This is a genomic window from Azospirillum sp. SYSU D00513 (genome assembly GCF_017356015.1).
Lineage (GTDB): Bacteria > Pseudomonadota > Alphaproteobacteria > Azospirillales > Azospirillaceae > Azospirillum.
This window is the reverse complement of sequence record NZ_JAFIQV010000125.1, coordinates 1-525: the sequence shown is the minus strand read 5'-3', so window position 1 is coordinate 525 and position 525 is coordinate 1. Positions and strand designations below refer to the sequence as shown.

Here is a 525-nt window from a genome sequence, read left to right as displayed (position 1 = left end):
CAACTGCGTGATCTGCTCCCGGTCGGGATAGCCGGGTGCAAAGCGCTCCTCCTTGGACAGCCAAAGCTTCAGCAAGCCCCCCAGCCGCCCCTGGTCAGCGTTGATTTTCAACAGCTGCTGCACTTGGTCGAGGTCAACCACGCTCTTGATGGTTACGCCAAGAGCGGCCGCCCGCATGAAGGTCGACAACGGCATACCCGCGGTGTTCGCGTAGTTTTTAATTTCGGCCCAATCCTCTGGAAGCGCGCGTACATTCACCGCCACCATCTTTTGGCCGTCGTCCTGCCGAGGCGCCGAGGCTCGCGGGGTATTGCTCTGATCGCGGTCCCGGGCGCCCGTGTGCACCGTTGCTCCCAATCCGGCCGACAGCAGGTAGGCTGCCAACGACATGCCCGCGCGCTTGGCGCGCTCCTCCAACACTGCCCGCTCCTCCGGCAAAGGGCGCACTTTGATCGCCGCCTGATCGCGGCGCGACTGCTGAACATCCATCTGGCGTGAACCTCTTATACAGGCGGAGACTGCTGG

At 63.2% G+C, this 525-nt stretch carries 1 pseudogene; it reads right to left on the bottom strand.

From position 1 onward, the window contains the following. Positions 1-489, bottom strand: a pseudogene (locus JUB11_RS32490) (hypothetical protein); the annotation flags it as partial. Positions 490-525 lie beyond the last annotated feature (36 nt).